The organism is Corynebacterium lipophiloflavum DSM 44291 (assembly GCF_000159635.1).
Lineage (GTDB): Bacteria > Actinomycetota > Actinomycetes > Mycobacteriales > Mycobacteriaceae > Corynebacterium > Corynebacterium lipophiloflavum.
This window is the reverse complement of sequence record NZ_GG667196.1, coordinates 2,368-18,921: the sequence shown is the minus strand read 5'-3', so window position 1 is coordinate 18,921 and position 16,554 is coordinate 2,368. Positions and strand designations below refer to the sequence as shown.

General features: G+C 63.3%; 16 protein-coding genes and 2 pseudogenes. 11 read left to right on the top strand and 7 right to left on the bottom strand.

Annotated features, from left to right (window positions below; all coding sequences use genetic code 11):
- Positions 1-19: 19 nt before the first annotated feature.
- Positions 20-1,054: a DNA recombination protein RmuC gene (locus HMPREF0298_RS09525; RefSeq protein ID WP_006840966.1), complete on the bottom strand. Its 1,035-nt coding sequence runs from the start codon at positions 1,052-1,054 to the stop codon at positions 20-22.
- A 48-nt stretch (positions 1,055-1,102) separates the two neighbouring features.
- Complete coding sequence (locus HMPREF0298_RS09520) at positions 1,103-2,509, bottom strand: AI-2E family transporter (RefSeq protein WP_006840965.1); 1,407 nt, start codon at positions 2,507-2,509, stop codon at positions 1,103-1,105.
- Positions 2,510-2,568: 59 nt separating this feature from the next.
- On the opposite strand from HMPREF0298_RS09520, the gene ychF reads away from it, so the two are divergent.
- The 7 genes and pseudogenes from ychF (at position 2,569) to HMPREF0298_RS09490 (ending at position 10,475) form a co-directional block, all read left to right on the top strand.
- Positions 2,569-3,672 carry a redox-regulated ATPase YchF gene (gene ychF, locus HMPREF0298_RS09515; RefSeq protein WP_006840964.1) on the top strand — a complete coding sequence of 368 codons (1,104 nt, stop codon included), beginning with the start codon at positions 2,569-2,571 and terminating at the stop codon, positions 3,670-3,672.
- A pseudogene (locus tag HMPREF0298_RS12770) lies at positions 3,669-4,865 on the top strand (site-specific DNA-methyltransferase); the annotation flags it as partial. The gene ychF and the pseudogene HMPREF0298_RS12770, both read left to right, overlap by 4 nt.
- Positions 4,866-5,525, top strand: coding sequence for a hypothetical protein (locus HMPREF0298_RS12930; protein ID WP_425358147.1), 660 nt, complete (start codon positions 4,866-4,868; stop codon positions 5,523-5,525). It begins immediately after the preceding pseudogene.
- Between the two features lie 3 nt (positions 5,526-5,528).
- Positions 5,529-8,504 carry a type III restriction-modification system endonuclease gene (locus HMPREF0298_RS09505; protein ID WP_006840961.1) on the top strand — a complete coding sequence of 992 codons (2,976 nt, stop codon included), beginning with the start codon at positions 5,529-5,531 and terminating at the stop codon, positions 8,502-8,504.
- 14 nt (positions 8,505-8,518) lie between these two features.
- Entirely contained in the window at positions 8,519-9,616 is a 1,098-nt protein-coding gene (locus tag HMPREF0298_RS09500) for a DUF3644 domain-containing protein (RefSeq protein WP_006840960.1), read from the top strand.
- 263 nt (positions 9,617-9,879) lie between these two features.
- Positions 9,880-10,161: a type II toxin-antitoxin system RelE/ParE family toxin gene (locus HMPREF0298_RS09495; protein WP_006840959.1), complete on the top strand. Its 282-nt coding sequence runs from the start codon at positions 9,880-9,882 to the stop codon at positions 10,159-10,161.
- An 8-nt stretch (positions 10,162-10,169) separates the two neighbouring features.
- Complete coding sequence (locus HMPREF0298_RS09490; RefSeq protein ID WP_006840958.1) at positions 10,170-10,475, top strand: HigA family addiction module antitoxin; 306 nt, start codon at positions 10,170-10,172, stop codon at positions 10,473-10,475.
- A 7-nt stretch (positions 10,476-10,482) separates the two neighbouring features.
- On the opposite strand, the gene arfB is transcribed toward HMPREF0298_RS09490, so the two are convergent.
- From arfB to HMPREF0298_RS12760, 3 genes are all read right to left on the bottom strand, one after another.
- Complete coding sequence (gene arfB, locus HMPREF0298_RS09485; protein WP_006840957.1) at positions 10,483-10,926, bottom strand: alternative ribosome rescue aminoacyl-tRNA hydrolase ArfB; 444 nt, start codon at positions 10,924-10,926, stop codon at positions 10,483-10,485.
- Between the two features lie 19 nt (positions 10,927-10,945).
- On the bottom strand, positions 10,946-11,578 hold the full coding sequence (locus tag HMPREF0298_RS09480; RefSeq protein ID WP_245527485.1) for a hypothetical protein: 633 nt from the start codon (positions 11,576-11,578) through the stop codon (positions 10,946-10,948).
- Positions 11,579-11,749: 171 nt separating this feature from the next.
- A complete protein-coding gene (locus tag HMPREF0298_RS12760; protein ID WP_006840955.1) occupies positions 11,750-11,932 on the bottom strand; it encodes a hypothetical protein in 183 nt (60 codons plus the stop codon).
- On the opposite strand from HMPREF0298_RS12760, the gene HMPREF0298_RS09475 reads away from it, so the two are divergent.
- Genes HMPREF0298_RS09475 through HMPREF0298_RS09465 form a run of 3 tightly spaced genes read left to right on the top strand, consistent with a single transcriptional unit; the run spans position 11,922 to position 13,940 of the window.
- Entirely contained in the window at positions 11,922-12,182 is a 261-nt protein-coding gene (locus tag HMPREF0298_RS09475) for a hypothetical protein (protein ID WP_245527484.1), read from the top strand. The genes HMPREF0298_RS12760 and HMPREF0298_RS09475 overlap by 11 nt on opposite strands.
- Positions 12,179-13,402, top strand: coding sequence for a relaxase/mobilization nuclease domain-containing protein (locus tag HMPREF0298_RS09470; RefSeq protein ID WP_050758405.1), 1,224 nt, complete (start codon positions 12,179-12,181; stop codon positions 13,400-13,402). The genes HMPREF0298_RS09475 and HMPREF0298_RS09470 overlap by 4 nt, the downstream gene beginning before the upstream one ends.
- On the top strand, positions 13,356-13,940 hold the full coding sequence (locus tag HMPREF0298_RS09465; protein WP_006840953.1) for an ABC-2 transporter permease: 585 nt from the start codon (positions 13,356-13,358) through the stop codon (positions 13,938-13,940). The genes HMPREF0298_RS09470 and HMPREF0298_RS09465 overlap by 47 nt, the downstream gene beginning before the upstream one ends.
- Positions 13,941-14,310: 370 nt before the next feature.
- On the opposite strand, the gene merA is transcribed toward HMPREF0298_RS09465, so the two are convergent.
- Positions 14,311-15,735 (bottom strand): mercury(II) reductase, encoded by a 1,425-nt coding sequence (merA, locus tag HMPREF0298_RS09455; protein WP_006840951.1) that lies wholly within the window; start codon positions 15,733-15,735, stop codon positions 14,311-14,313.
- A 98-nt stretch (positions 15,736-15,833) separates the two neighbouring features.
- Here merA and HMPREF0298_RS09450 point away from each other — a divergent pair, with 98 nt between their 5' ends.
- Positions 15,834-16,223 (top strand): heavy metal-responsive transcriptional regulator, encoded by a 390-nt coding sequence (locus HMPREF0298_RS09450; RefSeq protein ID WP_006840950.1) that lies wholly within the window; start codon positions 15,834-15,836, stop codon positions 16,221-16,223.
- A 46-nt stretch (positions 16,224-16,269) separates the two neighbouring features.
- Here the strand turns inward: HMPREF0298_RS09450 and HMPREF0298_RS12925 are convergent.
- Positions 16,270-16,491 (bottom strand): annotated as a pseudogene (locus HMPREF0298_RS12925) (LLM class flavin-dependent oxidoreductase); the annotation flags it as partial.
- Between the last annotated feature and the right edge of the window lie 63 nt (positions 16,492-16,554).

The following is a 16,554-nucleotide window of genomic DNA, read 5'->3' as shown; positions in this document are numbered from 1 at the left end:
CCTTACCCGGTGAACTCAATCATTCCGGCTCCGTGGCATGCCTCGGTGTTGCGGAGATTGCGTCCAACGCATGAGTTGTAGACCGCTTCGGGCTGACGACCCCCATCTCCTCGAACTTCCGGGCCGTCACCATCACCCGCGAATCCATGCTGGCCAGCGTTGAGTTAAACGCGTCGACGGCGCGTTCGAGCGACTGGCCGACGCGGTTGTAGTGCTCGGCCAATGTTCCGAGACGCTGGTACAACTGCGCACCGAGGCGTTGGATCTGCTTCGCTTGTTCTGTGGCAGCCTCGTGGCGCCACCCCAGGGCGACGGTGCGCAGCAGCGCGAAGAGGGTAGTGGGGGTCGCGATGACGACGTCGCGCTCGAAAGCGTAGTCCAACATCCCGGGGTCAAGGGCGAGCGCTGCGTCGAGGAAAGGGTCGGCGGGCACAAACATCACGACAAATTCCGGCGCCGGTTGGAACGCGGCGATGTACGACTTGGCGGAGAGCGTGTCTACGTGCGAGCGCAGGAGGTGGGCGTGCCGGCGCAGGTAGCCCTGCTTCTCTTCCGGGTCGTCGGTGTTGAGCGCGTCAAGGTAGGAAGAAAATGGCACTTTCGCGTCCACGATGATGTTGCGGCCGGCGGACAGGCGGATGATCATGTCGGGGCGCACGCGGGTGCCGTCGACAAGCTCGGTTGCTTGAACGTCGAAGTCACAGTGTTCGACCATCCCGCCGAGCTCGACCACGCGCTGCAGCTGGACCTCGCCCCAGCGGCCGCGGGTTTGCGGGGAGCGCAGGGCCGAAATGAGCTGGTCGGTGCGATCGGTCAAGCGCGTCGAGGTGCGCGTGATTGTCTGCACCTGGCTGGCCAGGGCCGACAGCGCGACCGCACGGTCGGCGTCCATCTCGTCGAGCTGCGCGCGCAGCCTCTCGAGCTCCTCGGAGACGGGGCGCATGTCAAGGGCCTGCTGCGGCTGCGGCGCCTGCCCGCGGGCGGACAGGTACGTCACAACAGCGCCGAGGAGCACGCCGAGGGCGAAAACTACGAGCACGGTTGCAACCTGCATGCGCCATACTGTGCCACACACGCCGGACAACGCGACCGGCGGGCTCGCCTAAGTGTTCGAACCCTTGTCGCGGGCGGCGAAGCGGCGGCGCAGTTCGCTCGGCTTGGCCAGGCGCAGGATCTGCCCGCTGCGGCGCAGAACTTCCCAGCTTTGGCTGCCTTCCGGCGGCGAGACAAGGTCTTGGGCCGGCACGGGGGTGGTTGCCCAGTCGCGGTCGCCGCGCCACTGTTTGCGCTCGTAGATGGATTCTTGCTCCTCCAGCTCCGCGATCGCGAGGCCCTCCGGGGTGGAGAAGATAAGCTGGTCTGCTTTCTTTTCTCCGGAGTGGATCTTCATCACGTCCATCATGTAGCGGAACACCACGGCGATCATCGCCGCAACCGGCACCGCGAGGAACGCGCCGACCAGACCGAACAGACCGCCGCCGATGGTGACGGACACCAGGACAATGACCGGGTGCAGGTCCATTGCCTTGGATTGGAGGACGGGGGACAACACGTTGCCCTCAAGCTGCTGGACGGCAAGCACGATCAGGAGCACGATGATGGCCTCGGTGAAGCCCAACGACACCAGCGCGATGAGCACCGCAAGGGCGCCGGCGACGACAGCGCCGACGATCGGGATGAAGCCCGCGATGAACGTAATCACGGAAAGAGTAAAGGCCATCGGCACGCCCACGAGCCAGATTCCGACGCCGATAAAGAAGGCGTCGACAAGCGAAACAATGGCCTGGGCGCGGATGAAGCCGGACAGGGTGTTCCAGGCGCGGGTGAGAAGCTCGGTGGCGTGCAGACCCGGGCGGCCGCCGGCGGTGGCGCGCAGCCAGGGCAGGAAGCGCGGGCCGTCTTTGAGGAAGAAGAAGGTCAAAACCAGCACCACCGTCAGGGTGACTATCAAGCCCGCGGCGGTGCCGATACCCGCGAAGACATCGCCCGCGATGGTGCCAGCTTGGTTTTGTAGCCATTGGGCGACCGTGTTGACCGCCTCGTTGAGGTCGTCGGGATCCATGTTGATTGGCGGGCCCTGCAGCCACAGCTGCAAGCGTTGGATGCCTTCGAATGCCTGCAGGTACAGGACTCGCGAGTGTGCCGCGATGTCCGGGGCGATGAGGAACACGAGGGTGCCGATGAGGCCGAAGAAGATGAGCAGCGAAATGAGGGCGGCCAGCGCCGACGGGAAGTGCGCGCGGCGGCGCAGGAATCCGGCAATCGGCGCGAGAACGGTGCACACGATGATCGCGAGGATCACGGGCAAAATGCCTTGCCAGAACGTGCCAATCAGCCGGCTGAGCGCGTAGAGGAAGACGCAAATGATTAGGATGCGCAGCACGGTCATCGCGGCCGACTTCAGCCAGCTGTTGAGGACGACGCCTCGGTCTACCAGGTCGCGGCGCTCGTCGTCGACTGTTGTCTCGGGGGCGCCGTCGCGAATCTCATCGTTTACGGGGTGGCTCACCCCACCTATCTTGCCCGACTGCGGGGTTCGACCGCAGCCGTGGGATAGGATGTGTCTCCGTGAGCCTTACTCTTGGAATCGTCGGACTGCCCAACGTGGGCAAGTCCACCCTGTTCAATGCCTTAACGCGAAACGACGTTCTCGCCGCGAACTACCCCTTCGCCACGATCGAACCCAACGTCGGGCTCGTCGAGCTGCCGGACGAGAGGCTGACGCGCCTGGCGGAAATCTTTTCCTCCGAGCGCATTCTGCCGGCGACCGTGTCGTTCGTGGACATCGCCGGCATCGTCAGGGGCGCTTCCGAGGGCGAAGGCATGGGCAACGCGTTTCTGGCCAACATCCGCGAAGCCGACGCGATTTGCCAGGTGGTGCGCGCGTTTTCCGACGACAACGTCATCCACGTCGACGGCCGCGTCGATCCCGCCAACGATATCTCCGTGATCAACACCGAGCTCATCCTCGCGGACCTGCAGACGATTGAAAAGGCGCTGCCCCGCCTGGAGAAGGACGGGCGCAAGGACAAAGACATTGCGGCTACCGCCGCGGAGGCGAAGAAGGCCCAGGCTGTGCTGGAGGACGACCGCACGCTGTTCGCCGCCGCAAAGTCCGGTGAGATTGACCTCGCGCTGGTGCGCGATCTCCACCTGATGACGGCCAAGCCGTTCCTCTACGTGTTCAACTCCGACGAGGCTGTGCTGACCGACGAGGCGCGCAAGGCAGAGCTGCGCGATTTGGTGGCCCCGGCCGAGGCTGTGTTTCTCGACGCCCAGACCGAAACCGAGCTGCTCGAGCTTGACGACGCCGACGCCGCCGAGCTCCTCGCCGCCGTGGGCCAAAACGAGCCAGGGCTGGCGACGCTGGCCAAGGCCGGCTTCGACACACTCGGCCTGCAGACCTACCTGACGGCGGGCCCGAAAGAGTCGCGTGCCTGGACCATCCGCAAGGGCGACACCGCGCCGAAGGCGGCAGGCGTGATCCACTCCGACTTCGAAAAGGGGTTCATCAAGGCCGAAATCGTCGCCTTCGACGACTTGGACGAGCTCGGATCGATGGCCGAGGCCCGCGCGAAGGGCAAGGTGCGCATGGAGGGCAAGGACTACGTCATGGCTGACGGCGACGTGGTGGAGTTTCGGACAGGGCTTACGTCTGGGGGCAAGAAATGATCAGGGACGCGCACGACGCGAACGAGACCACGAAGCCGAACGACTTCGAGCTGGCACGCCTCCGCGCGGCCCTGCCGGAGTACTTCGACAAGGACGGTGGCTTCAGGCTCGACCGCCTTCAGGAGGCGCTGAGTTCCGCGGACGTGTCGATGACGCGGGAAGGCTATGAGCTCAAGTTCCTGGGGAAGTCGTACGCCAAGTACCTGACCTCCACGCGGACCGAGACGGTGGTGGTACCCGACCTTGAGCACAACGCCGAGGCGACGAACGCTGAGTCGGAGAACCTGTACATCGTCGGGGACAATCTCGACGCGCTGAAGCATCTGCTGGGGTCGTACGCGGGCAAGGTGAAGTGCATCTATATCGATCCGCCGTACAACACTGGTTCCGATGGCTTCGTCTACATTGATGACTTCAGCTTCACCGCGAAGGACCTGGTTGAGAAGGTGGGTCTTGACGAGGACGAAGCCGAGAGAGTGATAGCCCTCCAGGGCAAGTCGTCGCACTCCGCGTGGCTTACGTTCATGTACCCGCGGCTTGAGCTCGCGAAGGAACTACTCGCGGATGACGGCGTTATTTTCATTAGCATCGACGACAATGAACAAGCCAATCTCCGCAATTTGTGCGACGAAGTGTTTGGCTAGAGTTCTTTCGTCGGGACACTGGTTCATCAGCGGGCAAAGGGTGGTGGAATGGCAAAGCACTATGTTAAGGGCCACGACCTTATCCACGTCTATTCGAAATCGGACAAAGAATCGGCCCCCCGGCTCTCTCGTCCAAAAGTTGTTCAGGGTCACGTTGTCTCCCGCGATGGACGCGATTATCTTCGAGATGATGATGTGTTGCGCAAGAAGTTTGGTAAATACGATAAGGGGGTCGAGCGGCGTTGTCTGTATGAAGAGATTCTCGAGTATCACAGCGAAGCCAAGAAGCGCGAAATCGATCGCCGGATAGAGGCTGGGGAGCTGGTTCTCGAGCCGTTCCGGGACACCGGTAGACATGTAATTGTTGAATATAAGCCGATCGATGAAATGTCTTCGGCGCTCTACTCGCTACTTCCGATCGTTCAGTACCTGCCCGATGGTCGCCTCGATGAACTCGGTCTGTCGCGCCATTTCACGTATCCGAAGCCAGTCGAACTGGTGAAGACCTTGATTAGATCTGTGACCCCCAAGGGCGACCGCCCACTGGTCATGGACTTCTTCTCGGGTTCTGCGACCACTGCAGATGCTGTGATGCAACTCAATTCGGAAGATGACGGAGATCGTCGGTGTATTTCGGTTCAGATTCCCGAAACTGTCGACGCCGATTTCGAAGATCGGCATGTCTTCGCAACTGTCGACGCTGTTGGTCGTGAGCGCATCAAACGTGCCGCAGATAATATCCGGAATGATTCGCAATTTGACGTCGATTATGGGTTCAAGCTTTTTCGTTTGGAAAAGCCGAGTGCAAAGACACTCGATCAGCTTCAGTCCTTCGATCCGAATGAGGACGGCGTGTTGCTTGCCGGTGACTTTGTATCCAAGTTCGCTTCCAACGGGACGCCCGGGTCCCAGGTCGCGCTTTCCACTTGGCTCGTTCAGGATGGATTCGGCCTGACGCCCACAGTGAACGCCGTGGAGCTCGACGAGTATAAGCTCCAGGTCTGCGAGGACTCCGGTTACGTCATCGAGCCGGGACTCGATAGTGACGACGTGATGGCGCTCGTGGACAAGCTCGAGGCCGGTGAGCTCGATCTGAAGCGTCTCGTCGTTTTCGGGTACTCCGTGCCGTTCTCGGTCATGCACGAGCTGAGGCAGAACCTCAAGTCGCTCCGGTCAGGTCAGGTCGTCTCCGTAATCGAGCGGTACTGATCCATGCAGATCCGACTTCAAACGCTGGAGCACCAGCAGCGTGCGCTGAATGCGCTGACCCGCGTATTCAAGGACGTGGAGCTCGACGCCAGTACGCCGCCCGAGGCGAACATCGCGTTCGACCCCGCTGATTCGCAGATTCGCGAGAACATCAATGCGATTCAGTCCGGAATAGTGGAGGGGATCGCTGCGATCCCTCGTCCATGGCGGGGACATGTGGATGACGGCGTGCTCGGGGTCGACGCCAAGATGGAGACCGGCACCGGCAAGACCCTGGTCTACACGCAGCTCATGTATGAACTAAACCGGCTCTATGGCTTCACGAAGTTCATCCTTCTTGTGCCCTCGACCCCGATCAAGGAGGGGGTAAAGGCATTCATCCGATCGGACTATGCGCGCAAGTACTTCGCTGACTCGTACGGGCCACAGATGGAGCTGCGCCTCGACGTCCTCGACCCGCAGAAGCGGTCGAAGGGGCGGAAGATGATGCCGAACTCCGTCGTCAACTTCGCGCTCGGCTCCCGCCTGTCGCCTGGTCGCATCTCCGCTCTCCTCATGACTGACGGCATGCTGCAGTCGAAGAAGACTATGGCGTTCAACTACGACCAGACGGTGCTCGGCACGGCCAGCGTCCCGTACGAGGCGCTCCGAGAGACTCGCCCCATCGTCATCATGGATGAGCCGCACCGCTTCCGACGCGACAACAAGGCGTATCAGACGCTCATCGACGAGATCCAGCCTCTGGCGGTCTTCCGCTTCGGCGCGACGTTCCCGGAGCTCGGCAAGACGGGAAAGACCGACTACAACAACCTCGTGTTCAACCTCGGTGCCGTCGAGTCGTTTAACGAGCAGTTGGTCAAGGGCGTCCAGGTCCAGTACCCACAGGACAGCAGCAGCGATACGACGCGCCTGAAACTCACGAGCGTCTCTGCGCGCAAGCCGAAGCAGGCTACGTTCCAGAACATCGGCACGGGGAAGTTCCTCACCTTCGATATGGGGGAGTCCCTCGGCATTGCGGACGGCGCATTCGCGGGCATCACAATCGAGGGGATCGGTAGGATCGACAACCCGACGATCAAGTCCGGCGTCACGCTGTCCAACGGTCAGGCGCTGGGGACAGGGGACATCCTCTCGGCCCGGGTGTACTCCGACACCTATCAGAGCCTGATGATGCGGCAGGCACTCGACAACCACTTCGAGACCGAGTGGGAGAACTTCCGCCGCTCGTCCAGGGTCAAGACGCTCACCCTGTTCTTCATCGACTCGATCGAGTCCTATCGCGGCAGCGACGGTTCGAAAGGGCACCTCAGGCAGCGCTTCGAGGAGCTCCTCGCTGCACGGCTCACCGCGGAGATCGAGAAGCGCGAGGGCGACTCCTCGCCCGTCGCGAAGGAGTATGTCGCCTACCTGCGGGTGTCGCTCGCTGACGTCGGGGCGACGAACGGTGGATACTTCTCCGCGGACAATTCCACAACCGACGAGGCCATCCAGCGAGAGGTCGACGACATCCTCCGCAACAAGGAGGCGATGCTGTCGTTCGAGACGGCGAACGGTGCGCCGAACACTCGTCGATTCCTGTTCTCGAAGTGGACGCTCCGTGAGGGCTGGGACAACCCGAACGTGTTCCAGATCGTCAAGCTCCGGTCGTCCGGGTCGGAGATCTCGAAGCTCCAGGAGGTGGGCCGTGGTCTCCGGTTGCCCGTGGACGCGAAGGGCACTCGTCTCGCGGGCGAGCAGTTCTACCTCACCTACCTCATCGACTACACGGAGCAAAAGTTCGCCGAGTCTCTCGTCGACGAGATCAACTCCGACGTCGCCGTGGGCCCAGCCAAGGTGAAGGAGCTACTGCCCAAGGTCGCCGACGAGCTCGGCAAGACGGAGACGGAACTCTTCATCGAGCTCCTGCAGCAGGGGCTCGTCGATCCTGACAAGAACGTCGTACCGGGGCGCGAAGATGACCTGTTCGCTGCCTTCCCCGCGTTCAACAAGACGGGTCTGAAGCCTGACAAGGTGGTGAAGGGAAATCAGAAGGTTAAGGTCGGCATTCGCTCCGAGCGGTACTCCGCGCTCAAGGACCTCTGGGAGACGCTGAACGCCAAGTACTACCTCCGCCTCGACGAGCTCGCGGCCGGCGAGATCGATGAGTGCATCGACGAGGTACTGCGCGCTGATATCTACCGGCAGGAGTTCGGTCGATTCGCGCAAGATGTCGTCGTGCAGGCTGACGAGGGCTCGTCCCTGGAGGTTCGGACGGAAACGAAGAAGGTCTTCAACGCAACCGAGACGATGCCGTACGGCGACTGGCTGAAGCGTGTCCGTGCTCAGACGGGACTGCCGATCGATCGTGTCCACGCGGGGCTCGTCCGCCTCGACGCGAAGAAGAGCCTCCCCGCCGACTTCTTCAACAAGGCGACCCTGCATGAGTTTGTTGCTGGGTTCACGGAGTGGATGGAGCGTAACTACCTCGAGCGGTTCACGTACTCGAAGATCGAGGGGCTCGTACTCGGCACGGAACTCACGGATGTAGATGGTGCCCCGCTCGAGAGCATCACGCAGGGCAACATCGGCGTCTTCCGCGACGACAAGGCCGTCGTGCCGGACAAGTTCCTGTACGACGCGTTTGTGTACGACTCACCGAAGGAGCATGACACGATCCGTGACTCCAAGCTCGATGAAGTCGTCGTCTTCGGGAAGATCCCACGCCGGTCGATCAAGGTGCCCCTGTACTTCGGCGGAACAACAAGCCCGGACTTCATGTACGTGCTGAAGCGCGAGGACGGCGGGCTGTCGCTCAACTTCATCATTGAGACCAAGGACGTCAAGAAGCGCTCCGACCTGCGAGAAAGCGAGAAACTCAGGATGACAGCGGCGCGACGGTTCTTCGAGTCGATGAGCTCGGAGGGCATCGAGGTTACGTTCCGTGATCAGGTGCAACGAGACGACATCGCCGCGCTGATCAAGCAGGTCCTGGCAGACTAATTTGGTGGGCTGGGATGGTCGCGCGAAAAACGAAGCAGTACGTCAAGACCGCCGTCGAGTCGCTGACCCTCGCCATCGAGCTGTTCAATCGACCGAGCCCGACAGGGCGTGAGCACGCGACGGTCATGCTGGCCGCCCACGCCTTTGAGATGCTGTTGAAGGCCGCGATTTATGAGCAGCGCAAGAAGGTCAAGTTCTCCGGCAGTGATCGTTCCTTCGATCTCGGCAAGTGCGTCACCGTCGCGGAAACGTCGTTGGGTGTTATCGACGAGGGAGACAGAGTCGTGCTGCTCGCTCTGAAGAATGATCGGGACACGGCGACCCACGACGTCATTGCGATGAGCGATGACGTGCTGTGGTTGCACTTGCGGTCGGCCGTGACGATCTTTCGTAAGGTGCTGCTCGGCCTCACCGGTCAGGACCTCGCTGACGTGATGCCCGGGCGGGTGCTCCCTGTATCGGCCACCCCGCCCACCGATGTCGGCCTCGTGGTCGGTAAGGAGGCCGAGCAAATCGCGGAGCTATTGCGTCCTGGCAAGCGGCGCAGCGCCGAGGCGCGGGCGCGCCTGTTGCCCCTCATGTCCCTCGACCATGCCGCTCGCGGGGAGACCGAGCCGCCGACCGAAGCGGAGATCAACCGCGCTTTGCGGGGGCTGAAGGAGAGCTCCGACTGGACCTCGGCGTTCCCAGGGGTGGTGGGCTTGCAGCTCGTCGGTTCGCCACGTCCTTCGGATCAGGTCCAGGAAATCAGTCTCAGGATCGACCCCAAGCGAGGGGACGTGCCTGTTAGACCAGCGCGGGAGGGCGAAGAAGCTGCCGCATACCGCGAGGTCGACACCTTCGACCGGTACTCGCTCAAGCTGAGCAAGCTGGGGGAGAAGCTCGGACTGACGCGGCACCAGGGGTACGCAGTGATTCATCACCTTGATCTCAAATCGGATCCGGCGTGCTACAGCTGCAAGACGACTTCCAAGGGAAACATCGCATGGCAGGGTCTGAGTAATCGAGCACTGGAGCGAGCACGGAAAGCAATGGACGACGGATTGGATATCCAAGCAGTGGTCGTCGAGTACAACGAACACAACGCCAGGAAGGCAAGAAGGAAGCGCTGAAGTCGGGCCTGGACTCGTGGCAGGCTCTCGTTCTCCGCGGCTTGGACAAACAGAACAGCGCTGACAGATCGACCAGCGTTCGTCGGTACGTTATGCCAGCCGGTGACTCCGCTGGGACAGAACTGTGGCTATGACGTAGGAGTGAGACAGCTTGAGTGGTGGACAGCTCTAATGTCACGGTAGCCATAACGTGGTGGAGTTCAAGTTCAACGTTTAACGCGATGCGTTATTGACGCTTCGCGTTATTGGGGATAGGGTGAAGCATGATTCAGTCGTTCGGGAATCGACAAACAGAACTGGTGTTTCTGCGTGAGCCGGTTCCGAAATTGGATCCTCGGATCCACAAGTCGGCGAACAAGAAACTCCACCAGCTCGATGCGGCAGTCTCTCTTGACTCCCTCGGCGTGCCGACCGGGAACCGCCTAGAGGCGCTCAAGGGCGACAGGAAAGGGACTTTCAGCATCCGGGTCAATGACCAGTGGAGAATCACTTTTCGCTGGACGAGCTCGGGGCCCGAGCCAGTGACCATCGAGGACTACCACTAAGGAACGCCATGTCGGAGAAGCTTTACCCGCCGATTCATCCTGGAGAGATTCTTCTCGAGGATTTCATTGAGGGATTTGAAATCACTCAGCACAAGCTTGCCGTATCGATCGGGGTGCCCCCTCGTCGTATCTACGAGATCGTGCACGGGAAACGCGGAATTACAGCTGACACCGCGCTCAGGCTCGGAGAATACTTTGGCGTCGAGCCGATCTTCTGGATGAATCTGCAGAACCAGTATGAGATTGAGGTGGCGGAGGATAAGGCCCTCGCCGAGATCGAACAGATTCAGCCGGTCCAAGCTGCTTCGGCGTAGGCCCGAATTAGGGAATCTGGGGCCGTCGCCTCGTCGACTTCAGCTCCGAGCGCCGCCTCTTTGCTTCGAGACGGCGCCGTACCGAGCCCCGCGTCGGCTTCGTTTTGCGCCGCGGGCGAGGGGGCGGGGCGAGGGCCTCGCGCAACAGGGCGGCCATGCGTTTGCGTGCCTCAGCTCGGTTGCGCACCTGCGACCGCTGGGTCGACGCAGACACGGTGAGGACGGAGCCGTCCAAGCGGTGCTCGAGGTTGCGCAAGATGCGGCGGCGTTGGTCGTCGGTAAGCGATGCGCTTTCAGTGATATCGATGGAAAGCTGGACCTTGCTGTCGGTCGTGTTGACGCCCTGGCCGCCCGGACTCGACGACTTTGCGAACCGCTCCGCGAGATCGGCGGCGGCGATGACCGCACCGTCGGGGATCCCCGGGCCGGGCGCGATGGTCAGGTCGTTCATGCCGCCCAGCCTAGGTGCGCTACAACCCTTTCTCGTCTCGGCGGAAGCGGAGACCGCGTCGCGACGGACGGGAATCTGTCTCAGCACGATTCTCGTCGTCGGTTGATTCGAGCGCTCTTTTCTCCTTTTTCTCCCGTCGGGCTTCGATTTCAGCGGCCTTCGCAAGCAGCCGGTCGTCGTTCATGTCGCGAATTTTCTCGGTGGCCTTCTGCGCCTGATCCACCGCTGACTGACGGGCGCGGTTCGCGGCATCGACCGTGTCTCCCGCTAGCGACATCACAGATTGACGCCAGCCTTGGACCTGGAGACGTTCCGCATCCTCCACACTCATCCGCACATGCTGCGCGAACACACTAATAATGTCGTGAATACTGTTCGCGTGAGCAGTGATGTGGCGTGCGCGAATCGGGTTGGTCACCCAGACCTGATTGCTCAACTTGGCTGTCTCACGGACGGCTGTATCCATCTCGAGCAGACGTCGGGTGGTCGATTCCAATCGATCCTTGCGCGCGTCGTGGATTCCCTCTCGGTGAGAATCCAGCTGGCGGGGCTCAAACTCGTTCACGTGGGCGATCTCAAAGACATACATCCGATCATGGAGGTAGATGCTCCGAGCAGCCACACCCAGCCAAAGCGGCAGATCGCCTTTCAACCCAGCTAGGAGGGTTTCAAGTTTCTTGGAGTTGTTCTTCTGCTTCCGAAGTTGATCAACTGCGTCATCGAGTTGTTCGATGGCGTAAGACTCGATGCCATTCAGCTCTGATCCTAGGTGGGCGACCTTCGACCAAGTGGTTGCCGAAACGCTGTTATCGCGTCGGTAGAGTTAGTCAGCTTCTTCAATCGTGTACTGGATACCGCCAAGCTGGGCCAGCGCATCAATTCTGCGCTGGCGAAGGAGAATGTCGAGCTTCTCATTGATAACCTCCAAATACTCCTTGATTTCCGCGAGCGGCTCGGGCTGGCTCCGAGCACGTGGGTGCGGACCGCCGTACGCGATGCCCTCCACGCCTCCCGCTCGGAGCGAGGAGTTGGACGCCGCCGTGGCCGCGCACCTGCTCGGGGTCGAGGCGCGTGTGCGGGCGTCGGCGGACGCGCGCGAGCTGGCCGCGCAGATCCGCCCGCTGGCGATCAACGTCAACGACCTGGACCACCGGGCACGTGCCGGTGAGGCGGTGGCGCTGTCGTCGGAGGTGCCCGAGCTGATCGAGCTGCTGCGCGAGGTCCGCGCCCTGCTCGGGGATCGGACGGTCGCATGAGCACCACCCACTACAGCCCGAGCACCAGCGCCGCCGACACCGAGCACTATATCCGCGGGAAGGAGGACGAGCGGGGCGTCGCGATCACGTGCGAAGTGCCGGGAGGCCCCGGCGCGTTCTCGGCGCGCGCACGGGCGCTCACGCAGAACACGACGCGCGAGGTCGAGGCGCTGCACTACCGCCAGTCGTTCAGCGACGAGGAGTTCGACCCGAAGAACCCCGAACACGTGCAGCGGGTGAACGACCTGGGCTACCAGCTCGCCAAGAAGATGCACCCGGATTCCGACTGCCTCGTCGTCAGTCACGTGGATGGGCGGGGAAAGAAGCCGCACAACCATATTTTGGTTCTCAATCACAACAACCGCACGGGAAAGGCGCTCTCGGACTATCGCACGTTCCACGACCGCAAGGCCGGGAATCAGAAGGGCGTGCAGTCGGCGAACGACGAGCTGATGCGAGAGCACGGGCTCTCGGTCGTGAAGCGGCTGGAGCACGCGCCGAAGGACTGGGAGCTGCGCCGCGAAGACTTCGCCGAGGGGTCGCTCGACCGCGAGATGGGCGACCGGATGAGCGCCGCACTGGCCGATCCCCGCGCGGTGGACAAGGCCGGTCTGGTCTCGGTGATCGAGGAGCAGAACCAGCAGCTCGGTGATGACGGGGATCGGGTGCCACGGATGCGGCTGCACAGCCCCGTCAGCAAGAAGGGCAAACGCGCCGGGCAGGAGACCTGGACGCTCTACATCGAGGACCGCCGCGGCGAGTCCGGGCGTGCCGAGCGCCGCAAGCGCACGAGCGCACTCTCGGCGGACTTCACCCCGGAGGGCGCGCAGGCGTTCTTCGACTACCACCAGCAGCAGATGGAGCAGGAACATGAGCGCAGCGCTCGACAGGCTGAAGCAGCAGAACGGGCCCGTGCAGTCGCCGCAGCCGCTCGGCAGTCCGGAGACGATGGAGCTGTTGACCTCGATCCTCGCCGCCGTCGAGGCGCAGAATACGAGGATCGCCACGCTGACCGAGCAGCAGAAGAAGCTCGCGGGGTTCGTGAAGGTGGACACCGAGGAGCAGGAGAAGCAGCTCTCCGCGATCTCGCATCAGCTGACCTCAACGTCGCCGCCGCCGGAGTCGAACGAGAACAGCGAACTGCTCGCCGGAATCGCGTCCACTCTCGCGGGTATGAGCGTGAACCTCAACGGGGAGAGTCTGAAGGGCTCAGCCTCTAAGTCCGAGGCTGCCGCCAAGCATCTCGATGAGAGCCGGGCTAAGTTCGAGCGGGCCGCGAACGGTGCGCAGAAGGCCTGGCGGGAGTCGATCACCCAAGCCAGCGCCGAGGCGACGAGCGCGATCAGCACGGCCCGGGATCAGGCTGTGCAGTCGATCGAGAGGGCCGCTGCCGACGCCGGGGCCGTGGCAACAGCCAAGATTGACGCCGCGAACGAGCGGGCCGAAAAGATCATCGCCACAACGGCGAAGCTGGAGGCCCGTCAGCTTTGGTCTGTCGCCGCGTCGATGTGCCTCGCGCTGCTGCCGGTCGCAGTGATCGTCGCGGGTGTTTGGATGGCCGTCGCCGGGCTTATCACGGGCGCTCAGTGGGCCCTCGACGTGGACGGGAGCGTGTGGCTCGGGATCGGTCGCTGGCTCGTGGTCTCCATGGGCCTCGCCGGGGCCGGCTACGGACTCTTCGCGTCCGTCCGCTGGGTCGCCGGTCTCGTGGAGACCTGGAAGGGCCGCGGGATGCCGAGGTGGCCCCGTTGGCGGTGATGGCTGGATCCGATCGAGCTACCGGTTCCGACCAGCAGTCGAAGGATTTTCGCAGCAGCCAGTCCTGCGGCCTCGGTGCCGCCGCCGTAGCCTGACGAGCATCCCGGCCGTGACGGCCATCGCGACGGCGATCCCGGCACCGATGATCCAGGGATTGCCGAGGAGCCCTCCGACGCCTGCGAGTGCTCCGCCCGCCGCGATGAGCGGCAGGCCGCAGCAGAGCAGCAACGGAAGCGCGCAGCATGCCAGTAGGAGCAGCCCGGTCCCTGCGGCGACGATGGGACCGGCGCGCCGTTCGTCGCGGTCGTGATCGGCGCTCATCGTCTGCACCTCTTCCGGATGAGATCTCTCCGATTGCATGCGTTGCCGTTCATGCGCAGCACGAGAGCAGTGACGGGTCGGTGGTGAAGGACTTCGCGGCGATCCGGATGCCTTCGGTCATGGTCAGGTAGGGGGCCCAGGCGTCGGCGACTTCGGCGATGGTCTTGCCGAGCACGTGGACGCCTGCGGCGGCGAGTTCCCCGGCGTCCTTGGCGACGGCGGTGAGGCCGAGGATCTCGCTCGTATCGGCGTTCACGACGATCTTGATGAACCCGCGGGTGTCGCGGTTGATCACCGCCCGGGGCACATACTCCAGGGGCAGCACGCGGCAGTCGCAGCGGATCCCCGCGGCGACGACCTCCTTCTCGGTCATCCCGACCGCGCCGATCGCCGGTCCGGTGAACGTCACCCGCGGCAGATGGGAGTAGTCGACGGACCGGTCGGCGTCGGCGAACGCGTTCTCGGCGACGAGGGTGCCGTGGTGGGCCGCGACGTAGACGAACTCCGGGTGCCCGGTCACGTCGCCCGCGGCCCAGATCCGCGGGTTCGACGACTGCAGATGGTCGGAGACGACCACCTCGCCGGAGTCCCCGGTCTTCACCCCGACCGCATCGAGGTTCAAGCCGTCGGTGACGGGACGGCGTCCGAAGGCGACGAGCACCTGGTCGGCGCGGAACTCCTGCGAGCCGCCGGACACGTCCGCGGTAACCACGACCTGCCCGGTCGCCGCGTCCCGGGACACCCGGGTCGGCACCGCGCGGCGGACCACCCGGATGCCCTCGTCGGCGAACACCTCCTGCAGTGTCCGGGACACCTCCGGCTCCTCCTTCGACGCGAGCCGGGACCGCACCAGCAGCGTGACCTGGGAGCCGAGGCGGGCGAACAGCTGCGTCTGCTCCAGGGCGACGTAGCCGCCGCCGAGCACCAGCATCGACTCGGGGACCTCGGTCAGGTCCATCGCCGTGGTCGAGGTCAGGTACCCGGCCTCGTCCAGGCCGTCGATCGGCGGAGACCACGGCCGCGCACCGGTGGCGACCAGGTAGTGCTCGGCCTCGATCGTCTCGACCGCTCCGTCTGCGGCGGTGACCTCCAACACCGGCGCGTCCGGGGTGCCCGCGAACCCGGCGTCTCCCCGCCGGACGTGCCACCCGTATGAATCGGCGACGTCGGCGTACTTCTCGCCCCGCATCGTCTCGACCAACGCCTGCTTCCCGGCGATCAGCGCGGGCATGTCCACTGGGCCTGCCGTCGTCGCGATCCCCGGGAACCGGTCGGCGGCGTCGGCGGCGACGTGCCGTGCATCGGCGGCGGCGATGAGGGCCTTCGACGGCACGCAGCCCGTGTTCACGCAGGTGCCGCCGAGCGTGCCACGCTCGATCATCACCACCGACTTCCCGAGCGTGCTGGCGCGGATCGCAGCGGCGAACGCGCCGCCTCCCGATCCGATGATGGCGAGATCGTACTTCGTAGGCATCGCTGCTCCTGTCAACTCTTGGCTTTCTGCTCTGTCTCAGCCATACTAGACCTTCCAGTGCAGGGGAAGGTCAAGCGCGGCCACGGAGGGAGACAGCAATGCGGATCGGAGAACTCGCCGAGAGGGCGGGCACTACCGCGAAGACCCTTCGCTTCTACGAGGAACAGGGCCTTCTGCCCCCGACCGAGCGCACGCCGTCCGGATACCGCGACTACGCGCCCGAGACGGTCGCTCGGATCGACTTCGTCCACCGCGGCCAGGCCGCGGGCCTCACCCTCGCCCAGATCCGCCAGATCCTCGACATCCGCGACGGCGGCCATGCGCCCTGCGAGCACGTGCGCGACCTGCTTGACGTGCGCCTCGCTGAGATCGAGCAGCAGATCGCGCAGCTCTCCGTGCTGCGCGACACTATCGCGGACCTCAGACAGGACGCCGCGCACCCGGACCCTGAAACGTGCAGCCCCGATCAAGTGTGTAGGTACTTGTAGACGACGGGAGTCAATGACTCAAACGCTACAACCCCGATATGCGCTAGCGCATGTCGATGCCGCCGGTGCCCACCTCGATGTTTTTGGTGGTGGCCGCGACAGCACACAGCAGCGGCATCGGGGCGGAGGCCTGCAGCGCGAAGTGGTGGACTCGGAAGGACGCGTTGTTCACGCCGATTTCGTCCGCAGCCTGGGTGATCTCCAGATGAGTCTTGGCGATCTTTTCCGCAGATGGCCCGCGCTAGCTGCCGAAGGCGTAATGCCCGAAGGGTGGAGTCCATTAGCGTGGTGTATCTGTAACTGCCGGTGAGGGACCCCATGAACACATGAG

Bases quoted from the DNA above. Each gene is read 5' to 3' on its own strand.
- HMPREF0298_RS09525 (WP_006840966.1), bottom strand. From the start codon at position 1,054: ATGCAGGTTGCAACCGTGCTCGTAGTTTTCGCCCTCGGCGTGCTCCTC.
- HMPREF0298_RS12930 (WP_425358147.1), top strand. From the start codon at position 4,866: ATGGACTTCTTCTCGGGTTCTGCGACCACTGCAGATGCTGTGATGCAA.
- HMPREF0298_RS09505 (WP_006840961.1), top strand. From the start codon at position 5,529: ATGCAGATCCGACTTCAAACGCTGGAGCACCAGCAGCGTGCGCTGAAT.
- HMPREF0298_RS09500 (WP_006840960.1), top strand. From the start codon at position 8,519: ATGGTCGCGCGAAAAACGAAGCAGTACGTCAAGACCGCCGTCGAGTCG.
- HMPREF0298_RS09495 (WP_006840959.1), top strand. From the start codon at position 9,880: ATGATTCAGTCGTTCGGGAATCGACAAACAGAACTGGTGTTTCTGCGT.
- HMPREF0298_RS09490 (WP_006840958.1), top strand. From the start codon at position 10,170: ATGTCGGAGAAGCTTTACCCGCCGATTCATCCTGGAGAGATTCTTCTC.
- arfB (WP_006840957.1), bottom strand. From the start codon at position 10,926: ATGAACGACCTGACCATCGCGCCCGGCCCGGGGATCCCCGACGGTGCG.
- HMPREF0298_RS09475 (WP_245527484.1), top strand. From the start codon at position 11,922: ATGCCCTCCACGCCTCCCGCTCGGAGCGAGGAGTTGGACGCCGCCGTG.
- HMPREF0298_RS09470 (WP_050758405.1), top strand. From the start codon at position 12,179: ATGAGCACCACCCACTACAGCCCGAGCACCAGCGCCGCCGACACCGAG.
- HMPREF0298_RS09465 (WP_006840953.1), top strand. From the start codon at position 13,356: ATGAGCGTGAACCTCAACGGGGAGAGTCTGAAGGGCTCAGCCTCTAAG.
- merA (WP_006840951.1), bottom strand. From the start codon at position 15,735: ATGCCTACGAAGTACGATCTCGCCATCATCGGATCGGGAGGCGGCGCG.
- HMPREF0298_RS09450 (WP_006840950.1), top strand. From the start codon at position 15,834: ATGCGGATCGGAGAACTCGCCGAGAGGGCGGGCACTACCGCGAAGACC.